Below are 21,218 nucleotides of genomic sequence, written 5' to 3' on the forward strand. Positions count from 1 at the left end.
CCCGTGCGGGCCTGTCGAAGCGGAATCTTAACGTATTGCTTTTCTCAATGGATGCTATGGGCTAGTATCGGGTCCTTTACTACGGACCGAGCGTGACCGACCATGGCCTCTGGATCCCAGATCCACTACAAACAGAATCGATTGAAGCAATTGCGGGCCTTTTGCCATGCGGCGCGCACCGGCAGCGTCAGTGCCGCCGCCGACAAGATCTTCCTCAGCCAGCCGACCGTGTCACTCCAGATCCAGGCCCTGGAGCGGGAGTTCGACACGGTGCTCTTCGAGCGGCGCGGCCCCAAGATCCGTCTCACACCCGAGGGTCAGCTCCTCTTCGAGATGGCCGCCCCCCTGGTGGAGGGCATGGACCGGCTCCACGACGCCTTCGCCGTCCAGTGCGGGCGGGTCGATCAGGGCGCGCTCAATATCGCCGCCGGTGAGTCGACGATCCTCTATATCCTGCCGGAGCCGGTGCGCAGCTTTGTCCAGCAGTATCCCGGCATCGAACTGAAGCTGCATAACGTGACCGGCCGCGACGGGCTTGCCATGTTGCGCGCGGACGAGGCGGATCTGGCCGTGGGCTCCCTGATGGAGGTCCCCGACGACATCAACTACCGCCCCTTCGTCACCTACCGCCCGACCCTGATCACCCCGAAGGACCACCCCTTGGCCGGGCGGGAGTCCGTCACCCTGGCGGAGATCGCACCCTTCGAGATGATCCTGCCGCCCCGGCACTTGAGTACCTGGCGGATGGTGGATCTCGTGTTCAAACAGCACAATCTGGCCTACCGGGTGACCCTGGAGGCGGGCGGCTGGGAGGTCATCAAGAAGTATGTGGAGTTGGGGCTGGGCATCTCCATCGTCACCGACGTGTGCCTGACCGGCGAGGAGAATCTGGCCCGGGTACCGTTGGATCAGTATTTCCCCAAGCGCAGCTACGGCATCGTGCAGCGGCGCGGCAAGTTCCTCTCACCTCAGACCAAGTGCTTCGTCAAGATCCTGGACCGCGCCTTCGCCGACCGCGTCGTGGAGGCGGTGCCGGAGCAGGTGGGCGAAGAGCCCCGTTGGGATGACGCGATGCTGGGGTGAGCGGTCGACCATCAGTAGACCCAAGAAGAGTATTTGGCCGCAAATGAACGCAAAAAAACGCAAATAAATCTGGTGGTCAGCATCGTCGCGGGCGTCTGGGCGGTGAACGTGCAGCAAAAGCCAAGTCTCTGATTATTTGCGTCAATTCGCGTTCATTTGCGGCTAAATTTTCTTCCAGGGTCAATCCCGCCGCAGGGCGTCGGAGATGGCGATGGGGGTCGGAAAGCGCAGGACCACCAGATAAGACGAAGCGAGGAAGGTCAGGACGGTGGCGAACTGGAGGCTGTAGGCGGCCCGCTCGCCCAAGGCGCCGGTGGTCAGGGCCAGGCCGGCGATGAGGAGCGAGAATTCGCTCAGTTGTCCCAACCGGAACCCGATTTCCCAGGCCCGCGCCGGGGGCTCGCCGGTGTGGACCAGGAGCAGGCGGAAGATCGCCGGCTTGAGCGTCAGCGCGGCGGCGGCCAGCAACAGGGCGGGGGTCAAGACGTCAGCCGCCATCCCCAGGTTGAATTGCGCCCCCACCCCGAAGAAAAAGAGCACCAGGAAAAAGTCCCGCAACGGTCGCAGGCTCTCGGCGATGTAGAGCGCGATGGGGCTCGACGCCATCGCGACCCCGGCGATGAAGGCCCCGATTTCAGGGGAGAGCCCCAGCAACCCCGCCAACTCTGCCATCCCCAGGCACCAGCCGATGGCGATCAGGAAGATGTATTCGCGAAAGCGGTCGTAGCGGCGGATGAGCGGGATCAGGACGAAACGCGCGGCAAGCCCCGCGAAGACCACCAGCCCGGGGAGCGTGAGCACCAGCAAGGCGATCTGCAGCCAGGGGGTGGCGCCCGCGGCCAAGCCCTTGAGCAACAGGAGCAGGGCGATCGCGAACAGGTCCTGCAACAGCAGGATGCTGATGATGATCTCGCCGATGCGCTGATGGTGGAGTGCGGTGGTCGGGAGCAGTTTGAGTCCGATGATGGTGCTGGAGAAGCCCATGGCGGCACCGACGATCAGGGCCTCGACCGGCGTGAAACCGGCCAGCAGTCCGATCCCCCCCCCGATGATCAGGAGCAGCACCGCGCTGCCTACGGTCACCAGCGTGGTGCGGCGCAGGCTGCGGGCCAGGTCCTGCGGGGTGAGATCGAGCCCCAGCAGGAACAGCAGGAACATGATGCCCACCTCGGCCGACTGGGAGACCAGGGTGGCGTCGCCCACCAGGGCCAGCCCCCAGGGACCGAACAGCATGCCGAGCCCGATATAGGCGACCAGGAGCGACTGGCGCGCGGCCAGGGCGGCGGTGGCCAGGATCGCGGCGCCGGTGAAGACCAGGAAAAAGGTAAAGACGATCGGGTTTTGGGTCATGGTTGCCCCTGGGGTCTGCCTGGGGCCGGTCCGGTCCACGCGGGTGCGTGGATTTTGCCATGACTGGGGCCAGGGAAAACACCTGTTCCTGACGTGTTCGAGCGGACCGTTCAGGGGGCATCAATGCCCGTCGGTCGGCTGCACCTCGGCGGTCGGCGGCTGCCGGGCCTGTTTCGATACACAAAAGCGGCTGGACTCAAGGGCGGCGGCGGCGGCCCCGGCCCGGGCTGGCAGGTATAATCGTGTACCAATTGACGAACCTGCTTGTTTATCCTTTAGGGCCGCACCCGTGAGCGCTGGATGGGGCAGGAACTCATTGAAGTCTGCGTGCAATGGACTGCCGAGCCGCCAAGGCGTGGTGGCTTGCCCGACCTGCCGCTCTGGGGCCTCACGACCCGCTCGTGGGCCACGAACAGCACCCGATTGTGTAACCCATCATCCATGGACCTAACGAAGAGAATCGGCCAACGCCTGCGCGCTGCACGCCAAGCGCAGGGCCTAAGCCTTTCCGACCTGTCGGGCCGTACCGGCTCCTTGTCCAAGTCACGCATCAGTAACTATGAACAGGGCATCCGCCGCATGGGACTCGAAGAGGCCCAGGAGTTGGCGGTTGCCCTGGGCACCGTGACGGCCACCTATCTGCTGTGCCTGGACGACAAGGACCCCCTGTCCCAGGACGAGCGCCACCTGGTGGATCGCTACCGCGATACCGATTCCCGTGGCCGGGAAACGATCCTCAAGGTCGCCGAAACCCAGGCCATCTACCGGGTGGAAACCCCCCCGAAACCGCCGGACAGCGAGGGCGGAGAAGGGATACCCGTGGGGAATTAGTGGGGGCTTACACAAAAAGTCCTGAGGCGGGGTCACTTGATGTGTGCTCAGCGGGGCGAGAGGACACTGCCGCCGCGGCGCAACGGGGCGCCGCCGGTGAGTGGGTGCTGGTTGACACCGCCGCTGGCGTGTCGGTTGGGTGGGCGCAGCGTGGATGGGTTGGGTCGGTGGCGACGACACTCCCGACCGAGGAGTGGGGGCGTCCCGCCCCCGCGGCATAGCGGCGCGTCCGCGGCGCCGTCATCGTCCCGCCCCGACACGAGGTCGGGGCTGCGAAGGGCGCTATTTGTAGGCGCCGACCCCGCAGAAGAAGCCGTCCTTGTTGGCCATCACGTAGCTGGTCTTGGCCTTGATCTCTTCCGTGCCCGGGTAGGGCCACTTGTAGTCCACCCAGCCCTCCTTGGAGGTCTTGACCTTCGCGATCATGTTCTTGAACAACTCGTCGCCGTACTTTTTGAAGTCGAGCAGATTCTTGCCGACCAGTTCCGGCTTGAGCGGGTGGGAGAGCATCTTCCCGTCCATGTCCATGCAGAAAACATAGAGGTCTTTCGGCTTGAACTCCGCCGTGGAGAAGGCGGCGAAGGCCTTATCCTTGCCTAGCGTGTCGACGGTGGTCTGGGCCTTCTGGGACAGGGCCTTGGCCTCGTCCGGGGTGCCAGTGTCGGCGGCCAGGGCAACGCCGCTCAGCAGCGCGGCGCAGCCGACGACGGCGCAGGCGATCAGGGTCTTCTTCATCGGATGTCTCCTCGTTTCGTTGTGGTGGTGGAACGGGGCGACGATAGCCCAACCTTGGGCGCCGCGCCAGACCCTATGCACCAAAAATCCGGCGATAGCCGACGCCAAGGCGCCACGGGGTCGCGTCGGATGCCTGCCACTGCCCCGCATCGGCCCATTTCCGGGCGTGAGGCTTGGGCAAATGCACCAAGATAGAGCGATAGCGCTCGCGCTCCCCGATCATTTGCGCCGGAAACGCACCCCCAGACGCTGGCCCGTTACTTGCGTCGTAACCTCGGCGCGGGCGCTAGTGCGTCTCTGGTGAACCAGAAAAAACCAGTTGAGCCGCAAATGAACGCAAATTGACGCAAATAATCAGAGACTTGGCCTTTCCTGCATGTTCATCGTCCGGGTGACGCTCGCGACGATGCTAACCAGTAGGTTTATTTGCGCTTATTTGCGTTCATTTGCGGCCAAATACTCTTTTTGGGGTGAACGCCACCGGAGCCCCCGCCCCTGACGCTGCCTGCCGGCTGGCCGCGCCCAGCCGCGGACCACGCCCTTTCTTCCTCCATCTTTTTCCTTCATCGCCACATCTCGGGGAGTTACATCGATGCGCAAACGCGACATGATCAAGCGGCTGGTACTGGGGGCGGGCCTGGCCTTGGGGCTCACGGCGGCCATGGCGCCGGTAGCGGCGGACGACCCTATCAAGGTCGGGGTGCTGCACTCACTCTCGGGCACCATGGCCATCAGTGAAACCACGCTCAAGGACACCGTGCTGATGCTGGTCGACGCGCAAAACAAGAAGGGCGGCCTGCTCGGCCGGCAGTTGGAGGCGGTGGTGGTCGACCCGGCCTCGAACTGGCCCTTGTTCGCCGAAAAGGCGCGCGAACTATTGGCGAAGGACAAGGTGGCCGTGGTGTTCGGCTGCTGGACCTCGGTTTCACGCAAGTCCGTCCTGCCGGTCTTCGAGGAGCTCAATGGGCTCCTCTTCTACCCGGTGCAATACGAGGGCGAGGAATCGTCCAAGAACGTGTTCTACACCGGTGCCGCGCCCAACCAGCAGGCGATCCCGGCGGTGGATTATCTGATGAACGAGTTGGGGGTGCAGCGCTGGGTCCTGGCCGGCACTGACTATGTCTACCCGCGCACCACCAACAAGATCCTCGAGGCCTATCTCAAGCAAAAGGGGGTGGCCAAGGAGGACATCATGATCAACTACACCCCCTTCGGCCACTCCGACTGGCAGTCGATCGTCGCCGACATCAAGAAGTTCGGTGCCACCGGCAAGAAGACCGCCGTGGTCTCCACCATCAACGGCGACGCCAATGTGCCCTTCTACAAGGAATTGGGTAATCAGGGCGTCTCCGCCGAGACCATCCCGGTCGTCGCCTTCTCGGTGGGCGAGGAGGAACTCTCCGGCATCGATACCAAGCCACTGGTCGGGCACCTCGCCGCCTGGAACTATTTCATGAGTGTGGAGGCCCCGGAGAATGCCGCCTTCATCACCAAGTGGCACGACTTCATCAAGAACCCCAAGCGCGTCACCAATGACCCCATGGAGGCGACCAAGATCGGCTTCGACCTGTGGGTGAAGGCGGTGGAGAAGGCCGGCAGTACCGACACCAATAAGGTCGCGGCCGCCATCATCGGTCTGGAGACCCCGAACCTGACCGGCGGGATCGCCAGGATGCTGCCCAACCACCATATCACCAAGCCGGTGCTGATCGGTGAGATCCAGGACGACGGCCAGTTCGCCGTGGTCTGGCAGACCGCGGGCACCGTCCCCGGCGACGCCTGGTCCGATTTCCTGCCCGGTTCCAAGGACCTGGAGGCGGACTGGACCGCGCCCGTCAAGTGCGGCAACTACAACACCAAGACCAAGAAGTGTCTGGGTGCCCAGGCGGCGAAATAGGGCTCTGCCGGGGCGGGGCTGCGCAGCGGCCCGCCCATCGTCGCGCTCATACCACGAGAAAGAAATTCTCTCACGGAGACACAAAGACACGGAGAAAGGAGCTTTGTTAAGTAACGAGCCAAGAACAAGTTAAACATAATCGTTGTCGTTGTCGTTGTCGTTGTCGTAATCGTAATCGTAATCGGAGAAGCGATGTACTTTGGGGTGCGAGAGAATCCGGGATGCTACGATAACCTCGATTACGACAACGACAACGACAACGACCTGACTCATTACTTAACTATTTCTTCTCTGTGTCTCCGTGAGAGATATAGGTCACTGTCTGTTCCAGGGCCATAGGTCACTCCATGCTAAGTCACGAATCGCCGCTGCGTTGCGCCCTGCCCATACTCGCTGCCCTGTGGCTGCTGTCGGCGGCGCTGCTGTGGTCGGGTGCGACGCTGGCCGATCCCCTGGAGGACGCCCTGCCGGGGCTGGGCGACCGGGCACTCCCGGTCAGACAGCAGGCGGTCGCCGCGCTCGTCGCCGCCGGTGACGCCCGCGCCCTGCCGATCCTCGAAGGGCTGCTTGCGGGCGACCTCTACACGCGCGAGGGTGACCCCGCGGTGGTGCTGGCGAGCCCGGTCGGCACCAGCCTGCGCCTCACCCATCCCATCACCGGGGCGGACCTGGGTGAGGCAGACCGGTCCGCGGTCAAGAAGATCACCGTGACCAATGCACTGCGCACCACGCTGCGCGGCGCTATCGCCGCGCTAAGCCTCGGCAGTCCGGACCCGGCCGTGCGCCTGCGCTCCGCCCGCGCGGTGATGCAGGACCCGAGCCCGGAGGCGGTCGCGACCTTGCGGGCGCGCCTGGGGCAGGAGCAGGACGCGCGGGTGCGTGCGACCCTGGACCTGGCCCTGGCGGTGGCGGCGCTACGGGTCGGGACGGCCGAGGAACGGCTCGCGGCCATCACCACCCTGAACGGCAGCCTCTACCCCGAGGCGCGCAACGCCCTGGCGGCCATGCTTGCGTCCGAACCGGACCCGGCGGTGCGGGCCGCGGCGCAGCAGTGTCTCGATGAGATCGATGCGCGGGTAGCCTGGAACGCCCGTGCCGAGACCCTCTTCTTCGGGCTCAGCCTGGGCTCTGTCCTGGTCCTGGCGGCCATCGGGCTGGCCATCACCTTCGGGGTCATGGGGGTCATCAATATGGCCCATGGCGAGTTGATGATGCTCGGGGCCTATACCACCTACCTGGTGCAGCAGGCGATGCCCGGACTGCTCGATTACTCGCTGTTCGTGGCCATCCCCGCGGCCTTTGTCGTCGCCGGGCTCTTCGGCATCGCCATTGAGCGCACCGTCATCCGCTTCCTGTACGGGCGCCCACTGGAGACCCTGCTGGCCACCTTCGGCATCAGCCTGATACTGCAACAATTGGTGCGCACCGTCATCTCGGCCCAGAACGTGACGGTGGAGAACCCGTCCTGGATGAGCGGCTCACTGCAGGTCAACCCGGGGCTCGCCCTGACCTACAACCGGCTCTATATCCTGGCCTTCGCCGGCGCGGTTTTCCTCGCCCTGCTGCTGATCCTCAAGCGCACGGCGCTCGGGCTGCAGGTGCGCGCCGTGGCGCAGAACCGCGCCATGGCCCGGGCCATGGGGGTGCGCTCGCAGCGCGTCGATGCACTGACCTTCGGGCTCGGGGCCGGGGTCGCGGGGGTTGCCGGTGTGGCCCTGTCCCAACTCACCAACGTGGGACCCAACATGGGGCAGGCCTACATCATCGACTCCTTCATGGTGGTGGTGTTCGGCGGGGTCGGGAACCTGTGGGGGACCCTGATCGGCGGCACCGTGCTGGGGGTGGCCAATAAGCTCATGGAACCCTGGGCGGGGGCGGTATTGGCCAAGATCCTGGTGCTGGTCTTTATCATTCTCTTCATCCAGAAGCGCCCGCGCGGTCTGTTTCCCCAGCGTGGCCGGGCGGCGGAGGGGTGAGGCGATGAAAGCGAAGATTATTTGTCCGCAAATGAACGCAAAGACGGTTTGTCCGCAAATGAACGCAAATGAACGCAAATGGCAGACGGCCGTTCGCGCTGCCGGACCGGGCATTCGCCCCGTCCGGACCGTTCTGCTGCCGTTACCGGGACCGCGGACCCTGGGTTGCGGTGAAATCGTAAACGCTCGGGACGGGGTGAATACCCCGTCCCGTCCGGGAATGTGGCCGATAAGCGCGGCCGGACCGGGCATTCGCCCCGTCCGGAACGTTTTGCTGCCGTCACCGGGACTGCGGACCCTGGGTTGCGGTGAAATCGTAAACGCGCGGGACGGGGTGAATACCCCGTCCCGCCCGGGAATGTGGCCAATAGGCGCGGCCGGACGGGGCATTCGCCCCGTCCGGAACGTTTTGCTGCCGTCACCGGGACCGCCGACCCTGGGTTGCGGTGAAATCGTAAACGTTCGGGACCGGGTGAATACCCCGTCCCGCCCAGCCCGCTCAGTCTGCGCAACCCGCTCAATGTCCCGCGCCATTCCTCTTATTTGCGTTCATTCGCGTTCATTTGCGGCTAAAATTCTTCCTTCCGCCAAGTCGGTCACGCCAGCATGAGGATAGCACGCGCATTGACGGGCGATACCGGCGGTCAGCTCATGCTGACGGTGCTGCTGGTGGTGACCGTGCTGGTGCCGGTCTTGAACCTGGCAGTGCCGCAGACGAGTGCCTGGCATGTCTCCACCTTTACGGTGACCCTGCTCGGCAAGTATCTGACCTATGCCCTGCTGGCCGTGGCCGTGGACCTGGTGTGGGGCTATCTCGGTATCCTGAGCCTGGGGCACGGGGCCTTTTTCGCGCTCGGCGGCTATGCGATGGGGATGTATCTGATGCGCCAGGTGGGCGACCGCGGGGTCTACGGCAACCCGGACCTGCCGGACTTCATGGTCTTTCTGAATTGGCAGGAATTGCCCTGGTTCTGGCACGGCTTCGATCTCTTCTGGTTCGCCGCGCTGATGGCGGTGCTGGTCCCCGGGGTGCTGGCCTATCTGTTCGGCTGGGCGGCCTTTCGCTCCCGCGTGACCGGGGTCTATCTCTCCATCATCACCCAGGCGCTGACCTATGCCCTGATGCTCGCCTTCTTCCGCAATGAGATGGGCTTCGGCGGTAATAATGGGCTCACCGACTTCAAGGACCTGCTGGGCTTCGACCTGCAGCGCGATGCCACCCGCGTGGGGCTCTTCATCGCCTCGGCGGCGGCGCTCGCACTGGGCTATCTCGCGACCCGCATCATCGTCAATTCCCGTCTGGGGCGGGTGGCCGTGGCGATCCGCGATGCCGAGTCGCGTACCCGCTTCATCGGCTATCGGGTGGAGCGGGTCAAGGCCGCCCTCTTTGCCTTCTCCGCCATGCTGGCGGGGGTGGCCGGCGCACTCTATGTCCCACAGGTCGGCATCATCAATCCCGGTGAATTCTCGCCGCTCAACTCCATCGAACTGGTGATCTGGGTGGCCGTGGGCGGGCGCGCCACGCTCTATGGGGCGGTGGTGGGGGCCATCCTGGTCAACTATGGCAAGACCGTCTTCACCGGGGTCTTCCCGGAGGCCTGGCTCTTCGCCCTGGGCGCGCTCTTTGTACTGGTCACGCTCTTCCTGCCCCGCGGTATCGCGGGTCTGCGCCTCCCGGGGAGGGCCGGCTGATGGGCGGACAGGTTGAACGCTGGCAGTATCTCAATCCGGGCAAGACGCTCGCCGAGACCCTGGATATCTCCCATAAGACCCTCCTCTATGTGGAGGGGGTGACGGTGAGCTTCGACGGCTTCCGCGCCTTGAATGACCTGTCCTTCTATGTCGATATCGGTGAATTGCGCTGTGTCATCGGGCCCAATGGGGCGGGCAAGACCACCATGATGGATGTCGTCACCGGCAAGACGCGCCCGGATCAGGGCTTCGTGTTCTTCGGCCAGAGTATCAATCTGCTGGAACTCGATGAGCCGCGCATCGCCCAGGCCGGGATCGGCCGCAAGTTCCAGAAGCCCACGGTCTTCGAGCAGCATGCGGTGGCCGAGAACCTGGAACTGGCCATGGCCGGCGACAAGCGCGTCTGGCCCACCTTCACCGCCCGACTCTCCGGTGAGCAGCGCGACCGCATCGACGAGGTCCTGACCATCATCGGTCTCACGGAGCAGGCCCGGCGTCCGGCCGGGGCACTCTCCCACGGCCAGAAGCAATGGCTGGAGATCGGCATGTTGCTGATGCAGAACCCGCTCCTGCTCCTGGTCGACGAGCCGGTGGCCGGCATGACCCACCAGGAGATGGACCGCACCGCGGAACTGCTGCTGTCGCTGGAGGGCAAGCACTCGGTGGTGGTGGTGGAGCACGACATGGACTTCGTGCGCTCCATCGCCAAGCGGGTCACGGTGCTGCACCAGGGGTCGGTGCTGGCCGAGGGGTCCATGGACGAGGTCCAGCGTGACCCGCGGGTGGTGGAGGTCTATTTGGGGGAGTGAATCAGTGTTTCCTTATGTCCCGCCCTTTCAGGGCTAGGCCGAATAAATAACGCTATCCCAGGGCGTTGCCCTGGGCTGGTATATCACGCCCCTTCGGGGCTTGAGCAGGCGCAGGAATAGCTGGAACGCAGTACTGGTACCGCACGATGGAAATGCTCGGGCCATTGCCCGCACCGCGCCCGTAGGGTCCGCTGTGCGGACCGAGCGCCGCTCAAGAACCTTGGCGAACTTGGCACCTTGGTATGGCGTCACTCTTCAGGCCAGCGCCCGCTCGATCAAGCCCCTGACCATGGCGAACCCGTCCCGCGACAGGGTCGGGCGGTCGCGGGCGAGCAGGACATCGTTGGCCAGGGCCAGCATGTCGCCCACCTGGCGGTAGAAGTCGCCGATCAGCTTAAAGCGGGCAAAGTCCGCTGCGCCCAGGACCTCCGCGCCGTGCTCGCGCAGCAGTGCCGCGAGCCCGTCATGCTCCTGCTTCCAGTAGGCCGCGTGTTCGACACGCTCCCGAATGGTGCCGATGCGCGCATCGTCCTGCACCAGGGGCACGATGTGTCCCAGGAACGCGTCCTCCCGCTGACGCGCATTGGTGTAGATCCGGTACAACTCGGTCATGCAGGACTCGGAGCGCAGATAGGCGGCGCTCAAGACCACGACCACGCAGCGGCCCGCGCTCAGGCGCTCCATGAACCGCGAGATCCGGTCGCCCGGCTGTAACCCGGTGGTGTCCCGGCGGATGTGCAGGCCCTGTCCGGCCAGGGAATCGCAGAGCGCCCCGACTAGCGGGTCCGTGCGCTCCCGTGCCCAGCCGTAGGAGACATAGACCTCCGGCTCGGCGGGCGCGATGGCGGGGGGCGCGGCCGGCACGATGGTGGGCGGGATCGGATCGCGGGGTCTCGGCATTTCGCCCTCCAGCAGACGGTTGGACCATCCGGAACGCTCGTTCAACTTTGCGATCCGCTCCACCAGGCCGCGCAACAGGGTCTCGGCCCCGGCGCCCCGGGTCTGGATGCGGACCTGGCCGCCGTAGCCTTGCGCGTCCGGTAGCTCCTCGACGATGGCGCTCGCGCGGCTCGTCGCGTCATAGAGACAGAGGCCGTAGCGCCAGTAGAGCGCGGTGGCACCGGCCAACTGGCCGATGTTTGATAGAACCGCCCGGGCGATGGACGGCGACAGGAAGGGATAGGCGAAGGCCGCCGCCAACGGCTCGCCGGGCAGCGGGTCCCAGCGGGCCGCGATCTCCTCGGCCAGGGCCGATCGGCCGGCGGGGAGCAGGTCCGGGGCGACATACTCGGTCGCGTCGTCGTCATTGGTCCGGCGATGGACGAAGCAGACCCCGCTCGACACCATCATTTCGAGCAGTGATTCCTGGTCGGCCGCCGAGAGCCCGCGCCCGCGCCACAGCAGGTCGTCGAGGTCGAACCGCGTGAAGCGCCCGCCAAGTCGGCGCAGGGTGCGATGGACCCCGCCCTCGCGGGTGAAGAGCGCATAGACCGCGTTCAGTGCCCAGGACTGGTCCAGCACGAGTTGGTCGCCGAAGAGGCCGCGCCGAAAGAAGACCATGCCCGCGTTGTGCAGGACCTCGGCGAAGGTCTCGGGGCTATGAACACCCGCGGTCCGGCACAGCGACTCGAAGTCAGGGTAGGGCAGCAGCCGGTGTCGGCGCCCGGCGGCGTCCGGACAGGCCGCATCGGCGTCGCGCCAGGCCCGCAACTGGTCCCAGACCGCGAGCCGGTTGCGCCCGATCAGCGGCCGACCCTGCACCTCCCGCAGCCCGGTCACCGCCTGTTGCAGCGCGTCCATCAGGCGTGCCCGGCCGCTGTCGTCCCGGGCGCTGTAGGCGAGCCGGGTGAAGAGCCGGCCGTCCTCCTCGAACGGTTGCAGTTGCTCCGCGTCCACCGGCAGGTTCGCCCGCTCGCCCCGGCCGCCGTCGCATTGGTTTTGGACCAGGACCACCGGGCTCGCCTCACCGCCCAGGTGGCGGATGTATTCCAGCCAGTAGGGCAGCGGCCGATTCCTGAACACCTGGCCGCCGTGCTCGTGCTCGCCGCACTCGCTGCCCGGCGTCCAGACCAGCAGGAAGACCGCCCGGGTGCGCATGAAGAGCGCATGGGTCCCGTGGTAGAGGTCCTGGCCGCCGAAGTCCCAGAGGTTCAGGGTTGCCGGCTCCTGGCCCGCGGGCATCGCCAACTCCACCGAGGTCACGCTGATCCCGTGGGTCGAGTCGGCGTCCGGCTCGAACGGCTCGCCGCGCAGCCGGCGACAGATCTGGGTCTTGCCGATACGGCCGTTGCCCAGGATGATGACCTTCAGGTCACGCAGGGGCAGGGCGCCGGTGCGCAGGTCGGCGAGGTGGGCGCGGAGGCGGGGGAGGCAGTTGTCCTTGTGGTCCTGGGATAGGACCTCGGCCGGGATCGCGGCGAGGCCAGGGCCGGCGCTGAGGATCAGATCTTCCAAAGCGGCCGATTCAATCAGGGCCTCGGGCAGGTCGGAAACGGGCGCTCCCCAGCAATCGAGTTTGCGGAGTGCCGGGAGTGCGGTCAGCGGGGCGAGGTCGGCGACCTGGGTGTGCGAGCAGTCGAGCGATTCGAGCGCCGTGAGTCCGGCCAGCGGGGCGAGGTCGGCGACCTGGGTGTCCGAGCAGTTGAGCGATTGGAGCGCCGTGAGCCCGGCCAGCGGGGCAAGGTCGGCGCCCCGGGTTTGCGCGCAGTCGAGCGCTTGGAGCGCCGTGAGCCCGGCCAGCGGAGTGAGGTCAGCGATCTGGGTGAACGAGCACTTGAGCGATTGGAGCGCCGAGAGCCCGGCCAGCGGAGTGAGGTCAGCGACCTGGGTGAACGAGCATTCGAGCGATTGGAGCGCCGAGAGCCCGGCCAGAGGGGCGAGGTCGGCGACCTGGGTGCCCCAGCAGGTGAGCGATTGGAGCGCCCTTAGCCCGGCCAGCGGGGCGAGGTCGGCGACCTGCGTGCGCGAGCAGGTGAGCGATTGGAGCGCCCTTAGCCCGGCCAGCGGGGCGAGATCGGCGACCGGGGTGTACGAGCAGTCGAGCAATTGGAGTGCCGCGAGCCCGGCCAGCGGGGCGAGGTCGGCGACCCGGGTGCCCACGCAGGTGAGCGATTGGAGCGCCCTGAGCCCGGCCAGCGGGGCGAAGTCGGCGACTTGCGTGCCCGAGCAGTCGAGCGATTGGAGCGACATGAGCCCGGCCAGCGCGCCGAGGTCGGCGGCCTGGGTGCGCGAGCAGTCGAGCGATCGGAGCGCTGCGAGTCCGGCCAGCGCGGTGAGGTCGGGAAGATCGGTGTAGGAGCAGTCCAGGACACGCAAATGAGGGAGGCGGGGAAGAAGCGGCGGGAGCGCCGCGAGGCTGTTGCGCTTATCCGGCTCGAACCACCAGCCGCTGCCGCCTAACACCAACACTTCCAGCCACTCCAGTTGGAACAGATCATCCGGCAGACGCTCAAGCCCCAGACCGCTGATATCCAACCGCCCGGTTCGCGCCGCCCGTTCGGCCGCGATCCGCTCCAGTGCAATCTGTCGTTGTTCCTTGCTCATGGCCCTGGATTCTAGCTCAGTCGCCGCCTCCCGTTCGACCGCTTGCGCCCGATCGACCAGGCCCGGCGCCCGGCAGCACCTCGGCGGGCCCAGGCGGGCCGGGATGGATTTGCCGTTGCGTCGCCTCGACCGGCCTTGGTCATGGTCCCGGCCGCCGGGCTCACCGCGAGGTCGCTGGTCCGCACAGCGGACCCTACGGGCCCGTAGGGTCCGCTGTGCGGACCGAGCGCCGCCGGAATCGTGACCAAGGCCGCATCGACCCGCGGCCCCGCCTGGGCTAGACTTAGGTCAAGGCGGCTTAGGCTTGATCCCGGGGGATGGTGCATGATGACCGAAAAGACTGAAAACCTGGTGCTGGAACTGCTCCGCACCATTGGCTCCGATATTTCGGACATCAAGCAGGACCTCCGCGAGATGGCCTTGATCGTCGTTGCGGCCAGCATCGGCAAGAATGAGGTCTTACAGGGGTGGTCCCGAACCGCACGGCGAGCGCGAAACCAAGACATTTAGACAGGATTAACAAGATTTACAAGATGTTATTTTTTAATCCTGTAAATCTTGTTAATCCTGTCAAGAAATTTCGGAACCGGTCAGGGTCGCGGCCGTAACCATGATCAAGGCCCGCGAGATGAAGGGCCAGTTGATCGCCATCCGCCAACAGGCTTCTCTGCGTCTCTTGAGGTCCCCCTGACGATGAATGCCGACTACGACCACGACCTGACCGCCTGGTCCCGCGAGCAGGCGCACCTGCTGCGGGCCGGTGCCTTTTCACAACTCGATATCACCCATCTGGCCGAGGAGATCGAGGATTTGGGTAAGCTCGAGCGCCGCGCCCTGGAGAGTCGCCTGGCGGTGCTCCTGGGTCATCTGCTCAAATGGCAGTTTCAGCCGGATTATCCGAACCGCAAGTCCTGGCGCGCGACCATCAATGTGCAGCGGCGCTCCATCGGCAAGCTCCTCAATGAAAACCCGAGCCTGCGCCCCCAGGTCGAACGGATGATCGCGGATGCCTATCCGGAGGCGATCGACCTGGCGGTCGCGGAAACGCCCTTCGATTACGGTCACTTCCCCGCCGATTGCCCCTGGGACCAGTTGCAGGTACTCAGTGACAATTGGCCTTCAACGTCGGAGCCTCCTGCATGCTCACTATCCAAGGATTGAACCAGTTCTACGGCGAGAGCCACACCCTCTGGGACCTGGATATCGAAGTCCCGACGGGTCAATGCACCTGTGTCATGGGCCGCAACGGCGTCGGCAAGACCACGCTGATGCAGTGCATCATGGGCCTGCTGCCGCTGCGCTCCGGTACCATGCAGTATCAGGGGCAGGACCTGGCCCGCCTCCCCGCCGAACGGCGCGCCGACCTGGGCCTGGGCTATGTGCCCCAGGGCCGGCAGATCTTTCCGTTGCTGACGGTGGAGGAGAATCTGCGCATCGGGCTGCCCGCCCGGCACGACGGGCTGCGGCAGGTCCCGGACTTCATCTACGAGCTATTCCCGGTGTTGAAACAAATGCTGGGGCGGCGCGGCGGCGACCTGTCGGGCGGTCAGCAGCAGCAACTCGCCATCGGGCGGGCCCTGGTGATCGACCCCAAGCTGCTGATCCTGGATGAGCCGACCGAGGGCATACAGCCGAACATCGTCCATGAGATCGGCAGCATCATCCGCCGCCTGATCGCCGAGTTCGGCCTCACCGTGATCCTGGTGGAGCAGAAGCTGCCCTTTGCCCGCCGGGTCGCCGACGGCTTCGTGATCCTGGACCGGGGGCGGCTGGCGGCGCGCGGGGCCATGAGCGAATTGGGCGATGACCTGGTGCGGCAGTATCTCAACGTGTGAGCCCAGAAAAAGCAGTTTAGCCGCAAATGAACGCAAATGAACGCAAATCATCAGATACTTGGCCTTTACTGCATCTTCGCCGTCCGGGTGACGCCCGCGACGATCCCAACCAGCCGATCTATTTGCGCTTATTCGCGTTCATTTGCGGCAAAATACTCTTCCTAGGGGAAGCTATTTGCCGGCGCCGGTCACTTCGATCCTGGCGATGGTGCCGTTCTTGATGCTGATGCGCGCCACCGGTCGGTCGGGTCCGTCGTTGTAGACCCAGATCTCGTAGGGCTGGGGTATTGACTGGATCACATAGTGGCCCAGGTTCGTGTCATAGACCGGGGTGGCGATGGGGCGGTCCTGCGCCTGTTCCACGGCGGTGGGTTGGCCGCAGCGCTGCGTCAGGTCGAAGCTGCTGTCGCCCTCGGTGACGCTAGGGGTCCCGCAATATAGGATTTGGGCCGGTTCCGGAGTGCAGCCGCCGAGCAACAGGGCGCCGGCGGCAAGCAACGGCAGTAGTGGGTAATGCATGGCGGGTCTCCGCTGATTTGGTGACTTTTCCGGCCTAACTCATTATTCCGGCTACCTCTGGGGTGAGATCCGTCGCGGCCGGGGGGCCGCTCCTACGCCGTAGGAGCGGCCCCCCGGCCGCGACGGGTTGCCGCAAGGGCGCGTGGCCGGAGATACGATCAAGGCTAATTTTTCTACCCTATTGTATTTCTTGGCGAGCTTGGCGCCTTGGCGTGAGTATCCGCCGCACTTGGGGTCAATGCCGGGCCTCCACCAGACTCGCCCGCGGCACCGGCGCCAGCGCCGGACGCGTGTCGCCGAACCAGCGCACCAGGGCCGAGTCACCGGGCGGCCACTGGCCCTTGGTCCGGTTGTCCGGGGCCGCACCGGTGAAGGCCAGATAGCCGTATTTGCCGTAGTGCGGGAGCTTGCGGGCGAGCCCGGGTAGGGCGGCGGGGTCGCCGGCCGCGATCCAGCCCAGGGCCTGGCCGTCGCGCTCGCGGGTGAGGACCAGGCTGGCCCCCAGGGGATCTACATCCGCCCCGGCAATGCGCAGGGTCCGCCCCTGCGGGTCCAGGCTGAAGTCCCGGCTGTCGGCGGCAAAGGCCGGGCTGAAGCGGTTTTCCCAGCCCAGCAGCCAGACCGGACGGTCCTTCGGCAGTTCCGCCTGATCGCTGTCCAGCGCGACCTGCCAGCCCGGCTGGCCCGCGGTCCAGGCGGTCGCCAGGTCGCGGTAGCCGGCGAGCAGCGCGGGTTCCGCGCCGCTTGGGAGCAGGATCAGCCCCTGGGCGGCGCCGAAGAGCGCGCCTAAGGACACCGCCGCCTCGCCCGGCTCCAGGGTGCGGAAGCCGTCGAACTCCGGGTCCAGGGCCAGGCGGAGCGGTGCCGCGGGCAGGTCGATGGCGAAGCGCCCCTCGCGCCCATCGAGGTTCACCATCACCCGTTGCGGCGCGCCCGCCACCGGGTGGACCACCACCGGCACCACCAGCGGGAAGGGTGCCTCGCGCTGGGTCTGCATGATCCGGCCGCTCACCCGATACCCGGTCTTGGTCGGCTCGGTCTTGACCTCGGTCAGGGCCAGGCGCACCGCCCCGGTGCGGGTGGTCCAGGCGGTGAAATAGTCCTTCAGGTCCCGGCCGCTGACCGCCTCGAAGGCGCGGCGCAGATCCGCGTAGCCGGCGGCGCGGAAGCGGTTGTCGGCGTAGAAGCGTTGCAGCCCCTCGATGAACTGGGCGTCACCCAGTTGGAGGCGCAGGTTGTGAAAGAACATGGCCGCCTTGCCATAGCCGATGGCCTGGCTCGCCTCGCCGTGGCGCCCGCGGAACGCGGTGAGGGCAAAGTCCTGGTCGGTGCTCACATAGTCCGCGTAGGCCTGGAGGCTGTCGCGGCGGTAGGCGGCCCCCTGGCCGTCGCGCTCCTTCATCAGGTGGTCGGCCAGATAGGCGGTCAGGCCCTCGCTCCAGTTACCGGTGCGCTGCTCGACATAGACACCGTTGCCCCACCAGTTGTGCAGGACCTCATGGGGGTAGGATGAACCGATGATGAAGGGCATGCGGATGACCCGGGGGCCGAGCAGGGTGAAGGAGGGCATGCCCAGACCGCTCTCCCAGGAGTTCTCGACCAGGGCGAACTTGGCATAGGCGTAGGGGCCGATCAGGCGGCTGTAGAGGTCCAGATACTCACGGGTGGCCGCCAGATAGCTCGTCGCCAGGGGCTCGTCGGGGGTGCGCAGCCACACCTGCGCCTCGGCCCCCCCCTGGTTCCCGGGTTCGCGATAGAGGGTGAAGGGGGCGGCGATGAGATAGATGTCGTCCTGGGGCTGGGTCTCGGTCCAGGCGGAGCCCGCGAACCCCGCGCGTTCGGGCCCCGCCCCCTGGGACAGTGCCTGCCAACCCGGCGGCAGCGTCACCCGCAGGTCGAAGCGTTGCAGGGTACCGGGCACGCGCGGATACCAGCCGCTGCCCCCGTCCAGGAAGACCCCGTCCGGGGCGATGGTCCCGGTGCTCTCCTGGCGCTCCCGGCCCATGCCCTCCGGCACCGCGGTCAGCCCATGGCGGATCTGGCCGCCATAGGCCAGGGTGACGGCACCCTTGGCCGCGGGCGACAGATGCAGCCGCAGGGCCTCCAGGTGTTCATCCCGACCCAGTGGCTCCAGGGTCGCGTCCCCGGACAGGACACGCGGGGCCAGGCCGGTATGCAGGACCAGGTCGACGCTGTCGCGCCCCGGCGGCAGGGTCAGCTGGTCGACCACGGTGATCTCCCCGGCCGCGGGGTCGAGCCGGACCTCCATGCGGTGTCCGACGACCGGTGTCTCGGCCGGCAGGGCGCGGGGCATAAACAGGGCCAGCGGCAGGGCGGCGATCAGGGCCAGGACGGGGGCGGGCTTCAGAAAGTGGTGCATGGGGGTCGGTTCGGCGCTTGCTTGGGTTGGCGGTAATCGGCCGCATTAGGCCATAATCCTGGAAAGAGCAGTTATCCACAGATGAACACAGATGAACACAGATTATTCATTGATTTACGCTTGGCTGGAGGGCTCACCTTGCCGGTGATTGTGACAATATCAATAAGCGTATGATAATTAAAATAAAATATGTCGTCATCTGTGTTCATCTGTGTTCATCTGTGGATTTTAGGATAATCCGACGGGGTTGACCCACGTGGTTGTCGAATAATGCGGCCCGGCGCGGGCCAACACCAGCCAGACGCCGGCAGCGAGGGCTACCGTGACCTTTGATCGTTTCCTTTTCCCTACCGTCCTGGCCGTCTCGCTGGGTCTCCTATCCGCGGCGGCGCTGCCGGAGGCCGGCGGGCCCGCCGCCGCCCCGCCCCCACCCGCGGACTCGCTACCCATCGAAACCCCCGGGACTCCTGATGGCCGCGTCGTCACGGACCTGGAGCAGGTCCTGGATGCCATCGCGCAGCACCGGGTCGTCTTTGTCGGCGAGAACCACGATCGCTACGCGGACCACCTGAACCAACTCAAGGTGATCGAGGGCCTGCGCCGCCGCGGTAAGGACCTCGCCATCGGCGTCGAATTCTTCCAGCAACCCTATCAGGCGGCGCTGGACGATTACATCGCGGGCGCGATCGAGGAACCCGAGTTCCTGCGCCGCAGCCAATACTTCGACCGCTGGCGCTTCGACTACCGGCTCTATCGCCCCATCCTGCGCTACGCCCGCGAGCATCGGATCCCGGTCATCGCACTCAACCTGGAGTCCGAGCTGACCCGCCGGGTGGGGGAGGTCGGCATCGCGGGCCTGACCGAGGCCGAGCGTGGGCGCCTGCCGGAGCGAATCGACCGCTCGGACCCCGCCTATGAGGCGCGGATCAAAGGGGTCTTCGCCCAGCACCCCGGGGCGGACAAAAAGTCATTCGAGCACTTTATCGAGGTCCAACTGCTGTGGGACGAGGGCATGGCCGAGCGCGCCGCCGTCTATCTGCGCGCGCACCCGGACCGGACCCTGGTGGTCCTGGCCGGCGGCGGGCACGTCGAATACGGTCAGGGCATCCCCCAGCGGCTGTTACGGCGCGTGAAGGTAACCTCTACCACCCTGTTGAACGTCGGCGATCAGGAACTGGACCCGGCGGCGGCCGACTATCTGCTCGACCCGCAACCCGTGGAACTGCCCCCCGGCGGACTGCTTGGCGTCCAACTCGCGGAGCGCGGCGAGGGCCGCGGGGCCCAGGTGCAGGGTTTCGGTGCGGGCAGCGGCGCCAAGGCGGCCGGGCTCCAGGAGGGCGACTTCATCGTGCGGATCGGCGAGCAGCCGGTCGAGGGCTACGCGGACATCCGCATCGCCCTGCTCGACCGCCGGCCCGGGGAGCGCCTCCCCGTCGAGGTGCGGCGCAAGGGCGGCGGCGGGGAGGACAAGAGGCTCAGCTTCGAGGTGGAACTGCATTGACCCTCGGTTCCGCCCGGCGGGCGCCGCGTCTCGACCCCCGGCGGCGGAACTGCTACTGTCGCCCGCCATCGACAACACCGCGGGAATTTGCGTATGAACGAGATCAGATGTGCGGTTACCGGTGCCGCCGGCCGCATGGGGCGCACCCTGGTGCAGGCGGTCACGGAGTCGGCGGGCCTGGTGCTGGGGGCGGCGACCGAGCGGCCGGGGTCCAGCCTGATCGGGGCGGACGCGGGTGAACTGGCGGGCGTAGGCCGTTTGGGGGTCGCCATCACCGCGGACCTGGCGGCGGTCACGGGGTCATTCGACGTCCTGATCGATTTCACCGCCCCGGCGGCGACCCTGGCGCACCTGGCACTGTGCCGCGCCGCCGGCCGGGCCATGGTCATCGGCACCACCGGTATGGATGCCGACCAGCGGGCGGCCGTGGCCGCGGCCGGCGCCGACCTCGGCATCGTCTTCGCGCCCAACATGAGCGTGGGCGTCAACCTGTGCTTCAAGCTGCTGGACATCGCCGCCCGGGTACTGGGCGACGAGGTGGACATCGAGATCATCGAGGCCCACCACCGCCACAAGGTGGACGCCCCCTCCGGGACGGCCCTGCGGATGGGCGAGGTGGTGGCCGCGGCCCTGGGGCGGGATCTCGGCGAGGTCGCGGTCTACGGGCGCCAGGGCCAGACCGGGGCGCGGGAGCGGCGTACCATCGGCTTCGAGACCATCCGGGCCGGGGATGTGGTGGGTGAACACAGCGTCTGGTTCGCCGCGGACGGGGAGCGGGTGGAGATCGCCCACAAGGCGTCCAGCCGGATGACCTTCGCCCGCGGCGCGGCGCGGGCGGCGTCTTGGCTCGGCGGCCGGGGGCCCGGCGTCTACGACATGCAGGACGTGCTGGGATTGCGGGACTTTTGAGCGTGGTGAGTGGCTAGTGGTCAGTGGGGCCTGAGTCCGACGGGTCGACCGGGTGCGATCAGAACTGATGTGGTGACCGAGATCCCGGGTACGCTATCGTTGTCGTTGTCGTACTCGAATAATCCGACCACGATTACGACAACGACAACGACAACGAC

General features: G+C 66.2%; 16 protein-coding genes. 11 read left to right on the forward strand and 5 right to left on the reverse strand.

What is annotated here, in order from left to right; all coding sequences use genetic code 11:
* The first annotated feature begins 102 nt into the window (after nt 1-102).
* A complete protein-coding gene (locus tag THSYN_RS07990) occupies nt 103-1,083 on the forward strand; it encodes a LysR family transcriptional regulator (protein ID WP_100918664.1) in 981 nt (326 codons plus the stop codon).
* 180 nt (nt 1,084-1,263) lie between these two features.
* On the opposite strand, the gene THSYN_RS07995 is transcribed toward THSYN_RS07990, so the two are convergent.
* A complete protein-coding gene (locus tag THSYN_RS07995) occupies nt 1,264-2,433 on the reverse strand; it encodes a cation:proton antiporter domain-containing protein (RefSeq protein WP_100918665.1) in 1,170 nt (389 codons plus the stop codon).
* A 441-nt stretch (nt 2,434-2,874) separates the two neighbouring features.
* On the opposite strand from THSYN_RS07995, the gene THSYN_RS08000 reads away from it, so the two are divergent.
* Entirely contained in the window at nt 2,875-3,264 is a 390-nt protein-coding gene (locus tag THSYN_RS08000; protein WP_100918666.1) for a helix-turn-helix domain-containing protein, read from the forward strand.
* A gap of 282 nt (nt 3,265-3,546) precedes the next feature.
* Here THSYN_RS08000 and THSYN_RS08005 read toward each other — a convergent pair whose 3' ends face one another.
* Nucleotides 3,547-3,999, reverse strand: a complete 453-nt coding sequence (locus THSYN_RS08005; protein ID WP_100918667.1) for a cache domain-containing protein — start codon at nt 3,997-3,999, stop codon at nt 3,547-3,549.
* Between the two features lie 592 nt (nt 4,000-4,591).
* On the opposite strand from THSYN_RS08005, the gene urtA reads away from it, so the two are divergent.
* From urtA to urtD, 4 genes are all read left to right on the forward strand, one after another.
* On the forward strand, nt 4,592-5,896 hold the full coding sequence (gene urtA, locus THSYN_RS08010) for an urea ABC transporter substrate-binding protein (RefSeq protein WP_100918668.1): 1,305 nt from the start codon (nt 4,592-4,594) through the stop codon (nt 5,894-5,896).
* Nucleotides 5,897-6,243: 347 nt separating this feature from the next.
* Complete coding sequence (urtB, locus tag THSYN_RS08015; protein WP_100918669.1) at nt 6,244-7,872, forward strand: urea ABC transporter permease subunit UrtB; 1,629 nt, start codon at nt 6,244-6,246, stop codon at nt 7,870-7,872.
* Between the two features lie 606 nt (nt 7,873-8,478).
* On the forward strand, nt 8,479-9,564 hold the full coding sequence (urtC, locus tag THSYN_RS08020; protein WP_100918670.1) for an urea ABC transporter permease subunit UrtC: 1,086 nt from the start codon (nt 8,479-8,481) through the stop codon (nt 9,562-9,564).
* Complete coding sequence (gene urtD, locus THSYN_RS08025) at nt 9,564-10,373, forward strand: urea ABC transporter ATP-binding protein UrtD (RefSeq protein ID WP_100918671.1); 810 nt, start codon at nt 9,564-9,566, stop codon at nt 10,371-10,373. The genes urtC and urtD overlap by 1 nt, the downstream gene beginning before the upstream one ends.
* Nucleotides 10,374-10,628: 255 nt before the next feature.
* On the opposite strand, the gene THSYN_RS08030 is transcribed toward urtD, so the two are convergent.
* Nucleotides 10,629-13,916 carry a leucine-rich repeat domain-containing protein gene (locus THSYN_RS08030; RefSeq protein ID WP_100918672.1) on the reverse strand — a complete coding sequence of 1,096 codons (3,288 nt, stop codon included), beginning with the start codon at nt 13,914-13,916 and terminating at the stop codon, nt 10,629-10,631.
* A 324-nt stretch (nt 13,917-14,240) separates the two neighbouring features.
* Here THSYN_RS08030 and THSYN_RS08035 point away from each other — a divergent pair, with 324 nt between their 5' ends.
* From THSYN_RS08035 to urtE, 3 genes are all read left to right on the forward strand, one after another.
* Nucleotides 14,241-14,426: a hypothetical protein gene (locus THSYN_RS08035; RefSeq protein ID WP_100918673.1), complete on the forward strand. Its 186-nt coding sequence runs from the start codon at nt 14,241-14,243 to the stop codon at nt 14,424-14,426.
* A 183-nt stretch (nt 14,427-14,609) separates the two neighbouring features.
* Nucleotides 14,610-15,077 (forward strand): DUF29 domain-containing protein, encoded by a 468-nt coding sequence (locus THSYN_RS08040; RefSeq protein WP_100918674.1) that lies wholly within the window; start codon nt 14,610-14,612, stop codon nt 15,075-15,077.
* Nucleotides 15,056-15,751, forward strand: coding sequence for an urea ABC transporter ATP-binding subunit UrtE (gene urtE, locus THSYN_RS08045; RefSeq protein WP_100918675.1), 696 nt, complete (start codon nt 15,056-15,058; stop codon nt 15,749-15,751). Before THSYN_RS08040 ends, urtE begins: the two co-directional genes overlap by 22 nt.
* Before the next feature lie 171 nt (nt 15,752-15,922).
* Here urtE and THSYN_RS08050 read toward each other — a convergent pair whose 3' ends face one another.
* Together THSYN_RS08050 and THSYN_RS08055 are read right to left on the reverse strand one after the other, a co-directional pair.
* Complete coding sequence (locus tag THSYN_RS08050; protein WP_100918676.1) at nt 15,923-16,270, reverse strand: DUF2845 domain-containing protein; 348 nt, start codon at nt 16,268-16,270, stop codon at nt 15,923-15,925.
* A 235-nt stretch (nt 16,271-16,505) separates the two neighbouring features.
* Complete coding sequence (locus THSYN_RS08055) at nt 16,506-18,650, reverse strand: M1 family metallopeptidase (RefSeq protein WP_100918677.1); 2,145 nt, start codon at nt 18,648-18,650, stop codon at nt 16,506-16,508.
* Between the two features lie 322 nt (nt 18,651-18,972).
* Between THSYN_RS08055 and THSYN_RS08060 the strand changes: the two genes are divergently transcribed.
* Nucleotides 18,973-20,151, forward strand: coding sequence for a ChaN family lipoprotein (locus THSYN_RS08060; RefSeq protein ID WP_236848823.1), 1,179 nt, complete (start codon nt 18,973-18,975; stop codon nt 20,149-20,151).
* A gap of 93 nt (nt 20,152-20,244) precedes the next feature.
* A complete protein-coding gene (gene dapB / locus THSYN_RS08065) occupies nt 20,245-21,060 on the forward strand; it encodes a 4-hydroxy-tetrahydrodipicolinate reductase (RefSeq protein ID WP_100918678.1) in 816 nt (271 codons plus the stop codon).
* Nucleotides 21,061-21,218: the final 158 nt, after the last annotated feature.

This window comes from Candidatus Thiodictyon syntrophicum (genome assembly GCF_002813775.1).
GTDB lineage: Bacteria > Pseudomonadota > Gammaproteobacteria > Chromatiales > Chromatiaceae > Thiodictyon > Thiodictyon syntrophicum.